Below are 9,340 nucleotides of genomic sequence, written 5' to 3' on the forward strand. Positions count from 1 at the left end.
CCGCCAGCGGCGCCACTCGCGCCTCGGCAATGTTCCGCCCGCGTTGTTTGCTGAAAAATTCAGCAAACAACCACAGGCGGCTTGAAACAAGAGTGTCCGCTATTGACAGTACACCTCACCTGCACTAGCCATAAGCTGCCGTTATGCCTGCACGCCAAGCTTTCATGGCTGATCTTGCACATCGGTATTAAACTGGTTTCATCTTCAACCATGTTCTGAAATCATGTTGAAAACTGAAACCCCGAGCCTGCGGCATCCGGATCTGGATCTGTATCCGGTGGAACAATTGGTGGCGGCACTGGTCGATGACCAGTTCTGGGCCGTCGAAGCCGTGCGGCTGGCGTCGCCGCAGATCGCGGCCGCCATCACGGCCGCCCTGCCCCGCATCGCCGCTGGCGGACGCCTGCTGTATGTGGGCGCCGGTACGTCGGGTCGCCTTGGCGTACTTGATAGCGTTGAACTCAATCCCACGTTTTCCTGGCCGCCCGAGCGGGCCGTCGCCATCCTGGCTGGCGGCGCGGGCGCGATGTTTACGGCAGTCGAAGGGGCGGAAGATGATTTACAGCAAGGCGAGGCTGACTTGTTGGCCTTGCAGCCGCAGATTAACGATGTGGTGATCTTGCTGGCTGCCTCAGGCGCCACGCCGTATGTGCTGGGCGCGCTGCTGGCTGCGCGCAAGGCGGGCGCCTTGACCATCGGCATCGCCAACAACGTGGGCGCCCCCGTGGCGCATGAGGCGCAATGCGGTATCGTGCTCGACACGGGCACGGAAGTCATTTCCGGCAGCACGCGTTTGAAAGCGGGCACGGCGCAAAAAATCACCCTGAACACGATTTCCAGCGCCCTGATGGTGGGTTTGCATAAAACTTACGGAAACTTGATGGTAGACTTGAAGCCGACCAACGCCAAGCTGATCTGGCGGGCGGTGCGTCTGACCATGCATGCCACCGGCGCCAGTGAGGCGCAGGCCAGGACCGTGCTGGAGCAATGCCACTATCACGTCAAGGTGGCTATAGTTGCCTTGATCAAAAAAATCAACATAAACCAGGCACAGGCATTGTTGGCCGGCGCGGACGGCAGTGTGCGGGCGGCACTGGCGGCGTAATCCGATGGCGCGGCATTCTTCTGTCTGGGAGACAATGAAGGATGTATGGAGCTAGTGAAAAAAACCGCCCCGGCGCGCGCAAATAAGCCGTGGCTGTGGATCCCTTCCCTGTATTTCGGCCAGGGCATCCCCTATGTAGTGGTCATGACCTTGTCCGTGATCATGTACAAGAACTACGGTTTTTCCAATACGGATATCGCCCTGTACACCAGCTGGCTGTACCTGCCGTGGGTCATCAAGCCCCTGTGGTCGCCCTTCATCGATATGTACCGCACCAAGCGCTTCTGGATCGTCGGCTTGCAGTTGGTGATCGGCGCCGCGCTGGCGCTGGTGGCCCTGACAACGTCGCTGCCGCACTTTTTCCAGATCAGCCTAGCCATCTTCTGGTTGATGGCATTCAGTTCCGCCACGCATGATATTGCCGCTGACGGCTTCTATATGCTGGGGCTGGAAGAGCACCAGCAAGCGGCCTTTGTCGGCGTGCGCAGCACGTTTTACCGGCTGGCGATGATCGCCGGCCAAGGTGGCCTGGTGTTTCTTGCCGGCTATTTGACGCATGCGACGGGCAATGTGCAGCTGGCCTGGTCTGTCGTGTTTGCCATTTTGGCGGGCCTGTTCATCGCCCTCTTCCTGTATCACTACTTTGTCTTGCCGAAACCCAAGGATGACCGCCCCAGCATCCAGGGCGCCGGTATTTCTCCGCTGCAGGAATTCATCGCCACCTTTGCGGCGTTTTTCAAGAAGAAGGATATTCTCGTCATCCTGGGCTTCTTGCTGCTGTTCCGCCTCGGTGAAGCGCAGCTGTTGAAGCTGGCCGCGCCCTTCCTGCTCGACCCCGTTGCCAAGGGCGGCCTGGGCCTCAGCACGGAACAGGTGGGCCTCGTCTACGGCACCATCGGCGTGATCGCCCTGACCCTGGGTGGCTTGCTGGGCGGATTCATCATTTCCCGCTTCGGCTTGAAACGCTGTTTGTGGATCATGGTACTGTCCGTCCACTTGCCCGACCTGGTCTTTGTTTATCTGGCCAGCGCCTTGCCCAGCAGCATCTATGTGATCGCCGGCGGCATCGCCCTGGAGCAATTTGGCTATGGCTTCGGTTTCGCATCCTACATGTTGTACATGATCATGGTTTCCGACGGCGCGCATAAAACGGCCCATTACGCCATTTGTACGGGTTTCATGGCCCTGGGCATGATGTTGCCGGGCATGGCCAGCGGCTGGATCCAGCAAATGCTCGGTTATCAGCATTTTTTCATCTGGGTGTGCATCGCCACCATTCCTGCTTTCATCATGGCCGCGCTGGTCAAGATCGATCCCGAATTCGGCAAGAAGGCCGAGGCCTGATTCTTTTGAACTGTGCGCCCGCAAGGATGGCGGGCGCACAGTAAAATGCCCGCACCGATAGACCTGCGCTTTACCACTGCAAGGAATTGTTTTGTTGTCTACTTTCAAAAAACGCCTGGGCGCCACGGCCGGCGTACTGGCCGCGCTGGCCACCGCCACATTACTCAGCAGCTGTACCAGCACCAAAATGCCCTCCGCAGTGACGCCGGGCGACGCGGGTTTGCCGGCCGTGCCGCCCGTGCAGCACATCACGGGCGAAGTGCCGCCGCCGGCGCCGCGCGAATTCCGCGCCGCCTGGGTCTCGACGGTCGCCAATATCGATTGGCCCAGCCGCAGCAACTTGCCGGTAGCCAAGCAGCAAGCTGAAGCGCTGGCCATCCTCGACCGCGCCAAGTCCTTGAATCTGAACGCGATTGTGTTGCAGGTGCGGCCCAGCGCCGACACGATTTACCCGTCGCAGTTGGAGCCATGGTCGGAATACCTGACCGGTAAGCAAGGCCAGCCGCCATTGCCGATGTATGACCCACTGGCCTTCTGGGTAGCGCAGGCGCATGCGCGCGGCCTGGAATTGCACGCCTGGTTCAACCCTTACCGGGCCCGTCATGCAACGGCCAAGTCGCCGCTGGCGCGCGACAGTTTTGCTTCCACCAACCCGGCGTCCGTCAAGCAATACGGCCGTTACCTGTGGATGGATCCGGGCGACGCCGCCGCTTCCAAGCACACAACGGACGTGGTGCTGGACGTGGTGCGCCGCTACGATATCGATGGCGTGCACATCGACGATTACTTTTATCCGTATCCGATCGACGCGCCTGGCTCCGGCGCCGGTGCCGAGACGGCCGCGCTGGACGCAGGTAATGGCGGCGCCAAGCGTGAACTGCCGTTTCCCGATGAGCCTTCCTGGCAGCAATATCTGCTGGCCGGTGGCCAGCTGGACCGTCCTTCCTGGCGCCGCCAGAACGTCAACCAGCTGATCGAAGCCTTGTATACAGGCATACACCGCGAAAAGAGCTGGGTGCGCTTCGGCATCAGCCCGTTCGGCATCGGCCGTCCCGACCGCCGCCCTGCCGGCATCGTCGGCTTCAGCCAGTACGATAAATTGTATGCGGATGCGGAACTGTGGCTGGCCAAGGGCTGGCTCGACTACCTGTCACCGCAGCTGTACTGGCCCGTGGCGCAGGCGCCGCAAGCGTTTGGCGTGCTGCTCGACTACTGGCTGGCGCAAAACCCGTATGGCCGCCACGTGTGGCCGGGCCTATACACGAGCCGGATCGACAATTCCGCCAAGTCCTTCACGCCGCAAGAGATCATCAAGCAGATCGAAGTGACGCGCACGCGCCCCGGCGCGAATGGCCAAGTGCATTTCAGCATGGCGCCGCTGATGCAGAACCGCAAGGGTGTCAGCGAGCAACTCAAGGCGACCGTGTATCAAAGCCCTGCCCTGATTCCCGCCACGCCATGGCTGGGCAAGGAAGCACCGGGTACGCCGGTACTGGCCTTGCGCCGCGACTCCACCAGCCTGAACGTCAAATTGACGGCGGGCAGCGGCAAACCCGTGGCCCAGTACGCCGTCTGGGCCCGTTATGGCGAAGACTGGCGCTTTACCGTGGTTACGGGCGTGCAGGGCGAACTGACCCTGGTCGATGACGCCACCGGTAAAGTCAATGCGGTGGTCGTCAGCGCCGTGGACCGTCTCGGCAATGAAAGCCCCCGCGTCACCGTGCGTGCACCGTTTACGGCCCCCGCCAAGTAATTGTTGACCGTTTAACGGTAGCCCATAACCTGCAGGCATGAAACATGCGCAAGCTTTCATGCCTGCAAGCCCAGCTTGGCTTTACACTCATGCCATGATTTCCATCCCTACAGTCCATCATGCGGTGCCCGTGCTGGGCCTGGGCATCGACGCGGGCGGCACGCAGACGCGTTGGGCATTGGCCACCGTTGACGGCGTCATCGTGGCCGACGGCGCCGTGGAAGGCTTGTCTGCTCTGCAAATGAGCAGCGATGCGGGCCGCGCAGCCGTGTACGCCACGTTTACCCGGCTGTGCCAGGCCGTGCTGGCCGTCTGCCAGCCGCGTGCCGTGGTGGCGGGCTTGACGGGCTTTGGCGGCGACGATGTTGTGCTGGCGCAAACGCTGGCCGCCTTGCTGGCGCTGGACGCCGCTGACGTCAGTTTATGCAACGATATCGAGATCGCCTATCGCGACAGTTTTGAACCGGGCGAAGGGTATCTGGTCTACGCTGGCACGGGCTCGATTGCCGCCTGGATCGATGCGGCCGGCGTGTTTCACCGTGCAGGCGGGCGCGGCGTGTTGCTCGACGATGGCGGCGGCGGTTACTGGATCGCGCGCGAAGCCTTGCGCCACATCTGGCGCTGCGAAGACGAGGCGCCCGGTAGTTGGCAAGGGTCTCCCATGGCCGTGGCCGTGTTTGCGCATCTGGGCGGCAGCGACTGGTCGCTGTCGCGCGCCTTCATGTATGGCCAGGACCGGGGCGCCATCGGCCGGCTGGCGCTGGCCGTGGCCGCCAGTGCGGATGCCGACCCGCTGGCGTTGGACATCTTGCAGCGCGCGGGGCAGGAACTGGCAAGATTGGCGCTGGCCCTGACGGCACGCTACGGTCCCCGTCCCGTGGTGCTGGCGGGGCGTGCGGCACAATTGCACCCGGCCATCGCGGCTGCCATGCGTGCCGCTTTGCCTGTATCGTTGACAATGGAGCAAAAAGTTGCCCGTTCGCATGAGGCAGCGGCCAAGGTGGCGGCCAGGGCCGCTAGCAAGAACTAAACAATTTATTAACCCGAACACGGATCTTTCATGAAAAAAATCGCCCTCGCCCTGCTGGTGGCCCTGCTCTCCGCCTGTACCACGCCCGCGCCGCATCTCGACCATAGTTTGACGGCGCGCAGCCAGAGTCCGCGCGTGAAATTCATCGTCATCCATTACACGGTCAGCGACTTGCCCCGCTCGATCAAGATCCTGACGGAACAAGTGGTCAGCAGCCATTATTTACTGACCGACACGGACAAGCCGAAGTTTTATGTGCTGGTCGACGAATCGCGTCAGGCCAATCACGCGGGTGTGAGTAACTGGAAGACTTATACACAGTTGAATGTCAGCTCGATCGGCATCGAGATCGTCAACCCAGGCTACAGGGACACGCCGGAAGGCCGCCTCTGGTATCCCTTCCCGCAGGCGCAAATCGATGAGCTGATTCCGTTGCTGAAAGATATCCAGGCGCGTTACAACATCGCGCCGGAAAATATCCTGGGCCACAACGAGATCGCCCCGCAACGCAAGCAAGACCCAGGTCCGTTGTTTCCATGGCGCCAACTGGCCGATGCGGGCCTGATCGTCTGGCCCGATGCCAACCGCGTGGCCGCGCAGCGCCTCATTTTTGAGCAGCAAGTACCGGACGCCGTCTGGTTCCAGAAAAAGCTGGCGCAGCACGGCTATGCGACGCCGAACACGGGCATCTTCGACGAAGCGACGCGCAATGTGCTGATCGCCTTCCAGATGAAATACCGCAATACGCTGTTTGACGGCACGCCCGATGGCGAAACGGCGGCCCTGCTGGAAGTGCTGACGACGCCGGCCCCAGCGGTTGCAACACCTGCTGTTGTAGCAAAGTAGCATGGCCGTTCCAGCCCATGACTTTTTCTTATATGCTGAACGTTGACGGCCCAGGCGGCCAAAGCAAGGTAAAGGAATAGCTCATGCGGCTGCGTCATATCGAAGTGTTTCACGCCATCATGCAAGTTGGCACCATCAGCGGCGCCGCCCAAGTGCTGCATATCTCGCAACCGGCCGTGACCAAGGTCTTGCAGCATTGTGAGTTGCAACTGGGCATGCCGCTGTTCGAGCGCGTGCGGGGCAAGCTGTACCCGAAACCCGAGGCGCACCGTCTGTTTGTGGAGACGGAAAAGCTCAACCGCGATTTATTGGGAATCCGCCGCCTGGCAGCCAGCCTGAAGGGGCATGCGGTGGAAACCATCCGCCTGGTCTCCACGCCGACGATCGCCATCAGCGTCTTGCCGTTTGCCATGACGGAGTGGCGGCGTGACTTTCCCCACACGCGTTGCCAGCTGGCTACCCACCACACGGGCGAAATCGTCAATACCTTGCGCCTGGGTGAAGCGGACCTGGCCGTGTCTCTGCAAGACCCGCGCCATCCGGGCATCGTGGCCGAAGCGATTGCGCACGGTGTCATGACGGTGATCGCCCCGGCCGGCACCTGGCATGTTGCCGATTGCGGCACGCCCTTGACGGCGCATGGCCTCAGCGGCGAGCTGATCGGCCATGCGGACAACGATCCGTTGGGCGAACTGGTGGTTGCCGCCTGCGAGGCGCAGGATATGCACCCCGTCTTTAGTACCGTGGTGCAAACCTATCAAATCGCCCGTTCGCTGGTGGAAGCGGGTGCCGGCATGGCCGTGGTCGACCCGTTTACGGCCGCCTCCGGCTCGTCCGAGCGGCTGCAACGCCGTCCTTGGGCGCCCACCATCCCCATCCAACTGTATTTATTGACGGCGAGCCACTCGCCGCTGTCGCATGGCGCGCGGCGCCTGGCCGACAGCATTGGCGTGGCGGCGCGCAACTGCCTGGAAAGAGGAGTCTGATGTCTGTTGCAAGGTTGCAATTGGAAGCGGTCGGCAGCGATCCGCAATTTCGCCATTTGAGCAGCATCGCCGGCATCGCCGTCGACTTGCGCTACGCTACGCCCGACAATTTCGTCGGCCGCGATTTATATAGCCCCATCGATTGTGCCTGGCTGCACCGCGATGCGGCCGCTGCCCTGGAACAGGCCGTGGCCTGGCTGGCCGCGCATCGCCCCGATCATCATCTATTGGTGCTCGACGCTCTGCGCCCGCAACGGGTGCAGCAGCAACTGTGGGATGCGTTGCAGGGAACGGAGTTGCTCGGCTATATCGCCGAACCGGCGCGCGGCTCGATTCACTCGTTCGGCATGGCGCTCGACATCACCATCGTGGGGCCGGACGGTCAGGAACTGGACATGGGCACGAGCTTTGATGATCTGAGTGAGCGCTCGCACCCGGCGCTGGAGCTGACTTTGCTGGAGAAGGGGGAAATTACCGAAGAGCAGGTGGCGCATCGCCGCCTGTTGCGCGACGCCATGTTCCAGGCGGGCTTCTTTGGCATCAACAGCGAATGGTGGCATTTCGATTGCGGCGACCGGGTGCTGGTGCGCCAGACCTACACCCGGGTTCTCTGATTAGAAGACCTGTAAACCCTTCAGCATCACGATCAGGATCAGCACGGGCGAGACAAAACGCAGCAGGAACAGCAGCACATGCGCCAGGGTCTTGTTCTGTAACTGGCCGTGATTGCTGATCGCCTCAATGAAATGCTGTTTGCCCCAGGCCCAGCCTGTAAACAAGGCAATCGCGATGCCGCCCACCGGCAGGAAGATATTCGACGAGACGAAGTCGAACAGATCAAACATATTCAAGTTAAACAGCTTGAAGTCTGCCAAGGTGCTGTTACTGAGGGCGCACAAGGAACCGAGCACGGCCAGCAGCATGATGGTTACGATGGTGGCCTTGGTACGCGTCCAGCCGTAGCGTTCATGGAAAATCACCACGGGCACTTCCATCAGCGACAGCATCGCACCCGTGGCGGCCACGGCGGCCAGGATAAAGAACACCACCATCAGGGCTTGCCCCATGGGAATTTGCGAAAACACGGCAGGGATGGTGATGAACACCAGCGACGGTCCCGCACTGGGGGCAAAGCCAAACGTAAACACGGCAGGGAAGATAGCGATGCCGGCCAGCATCGATACACCGAGGTCGGCCGCCATCACGCGCAAGGTGGTGACAGGGATATTCTGGTCATCCCGAAAATAGCTGCCGTAGGTCATCATCGTGCCCATGCCGACGGACAATTTGAAGAAGGCCAGGCCCATGGCCGTCAGCACGACGGAAGCCGTCAGCTTGCTGAAATCAGGGCGGAACAAAAATGCCAGGCCTTCACCCGCTTTATCCAGCGACAGGCTGACCGCACATAGCAGCAGCAGTAACAGAAATAGCAGCGGCATCAGTTTCTTGGCGATTGCCTCGATGCCCTTGGTCACGCCCAGCATCAATATGCCACCGATAAACAGCAGCACGCCCCATTGCCAGAACAGCGATTGCAGGGGATTGCTGATCAGCGAAGCGAAGGCCGCTTCCGTCACCAGCTTGTCGCTGCTGAGGATGGAGCCATCGATGGCCTTGGCGATGTAGGCAAACACCCAGCCCACCACTTCCGAATAAAACGCGACGATCAGGAAGGCGGCGATCATGCCGATCACGCCAACCAGCCACCAGGGCTTGCCCTTCGGTGCCAGCTGCTCCATGGTGGAGATCGGGTTGACCTTGGCCCGGCGTCCCAGGGTGATTTCCGCGATCATCACGGGTAGTCCCACCAATAAGGTGGCGAGCAGATAGATGAGCAGGAAGCCGGCGCCGCCATTGGCGCCCGTCAGGTAGGGGAACTTCCAGATATTGCCGAGACCGACTGCGGAACCGAGGGTGGCGGCGAGCACGCCGAAGCCAGTGGTAAAGCCAGCTCGTTTCAGGGTCAGGCCTGATCCTTGAGCTTGTTGTTTCATGGTGAATCTTCTATGTATGGACGCGGATTTGCGCTGAGGGGGCGAAATTGTAGCAGTTGGATGCAAAAGCCCCGGAAAAGCCTTGCTACTACCGGGGCGCTTTGCTATAGTTCGCCTCCCCGATGAGACGCACTAGTTTGCGGCACAAAAGGGGCAGTCTTCCGGGGCTGGGCAGTAAAAGAAGGAGTTGACGATTGTGCTGAAATGCTTCATACTCTTCCTTCTTCGCAGCTGACAAACACAACGCTTTGTCGATAGCGCGAGAGTAGTAAATAAGCAGTA

General features: G+C 60.8%; 8 protein-coding genes. 7 read left to right on the forward strand and 1 reads right to left on the reverse strand.

Annotated elements, in window-relative coordinates:
- Positions 1-223: 223 nt before the first annotated feature.
- The 7 genes from ACP7DE_RS27785 (at position 224) to ACP7DE_RS27815 (ending at position 7,678) form a co-directional block, all read left to right on the forward strand.
- Positions 224-1,105 (forward strand): N-acetylmuramic acid 6-phosphate etherase, encoded by an 882-nt coding sequence (locus ACP7DE_RS27785; RefSeq protein WP_426075142.1) that lies wholly within the window; start codon positions 224-226, stop codon positions 1,103-1,105.
- Between the two features lie 45 nt (positions 1,106-1,150).
- Positions 1,151-2,449 carry an MFS transporter gene (locus ACP7DE_RS27790; protein WP_426075143.1) on the forward strand — a complete coding sequence of 433 codons (1,299 nt, stop codon included), beginning with the start codon at positions 1,151-1,153 and terminating at the stop codon, positions 2,447-2,449.
- Between the two features lie 91 nt (positions 2,450-2,540).
- Positions 2,541-4,202, forward strand: a complete 1,662-nt coding sequence (locus tag ACP7DE_RS27795; RefSeq protein ID WP_426075145.1) for a glycoside hydrolase family 10 protein — start codon at positions 2,541-2,543, stop codon at positions 4,200-4,202.
- A 94-nt stretch (positions 4,203-4,296) separates the two neighbouring features.
- Positions 4,297-5,232 (forward strand): BadF/BadG/BcrA/BcrD ATPase family protein, encoded by a 936-nt coding sequence (locus tag ACP7DE_RS27800; RefSeq protein WP_426075146.1) that lies wholly within the window; start codon positions 4,297-4,299, stop codon positions 5,230-5,232.
- 30 nt (positions 5,233-5,262) lie between these two features.
- Positions 5,263-6,078, forward strand: coding sequence for an N-acetylmuramoyl-L-alanine amidase (locus ACP7DE_RS27805; protein ID WP_426075147.1), 816 nt, complete (start codon positions 5,263-5,265; stop codon positions 6,076-6,078).
- 83 nt (positions 6,079-6,161) lie between these two features.
- Positions 6,162-7,064, forward strand: a complete 903-nt coding sequence (locus ACP7DE_RS27810) for a LysR family transcriptional regulator (protein ID WP_426075149.1) — start codon at positions 6,162-6,164, stop codon at positions 7,062-7,064.
- Positions 7,064-7,678 carry a M15 family metallopeptidase gene (locus ACP7DE_RS27815; protein WP_426075151.1) on the forward strand — a complete coding sequence of 205 codons (615 nt, stop codon included), beginning with the start codon at positions 7,064-7,066 and terminating at the stop codon, positions 7,676-7,678. The genes ACP7DE_RS27810 and ACP7DE_RS27815 overlap by 1 nt, the downstream gene beginning before the upstream one ends.
- Here the strand turns inward: ACP7DE_RS27815 and ACP7DE_RS27820 are convergent, their stop codons facing one another.
- Positions 7,679-9,058: a sodium-dependent transporter gene (locus ACP7DE_RS27820; RefSeq protein WP_426075152.1), complete on the reverse strand. Its 1,380-nt coding sequence runs from the start codon at positions 9,056-9,058 to the stop codon at positions 7,679-7,681.
- Positions 9,059-9,340 lie beyond the last annotated feature (282 nt).

It is taken from the genome of Janthinobacterium sp. DSP2-3-3, from assembly GCF_049897325.1.
Lineage (GTDB): Bacteria > Pseudomonadota > Gammaproteobacteria > Burkholderiales > Burkholderiaceae_D > Janthinobacterium.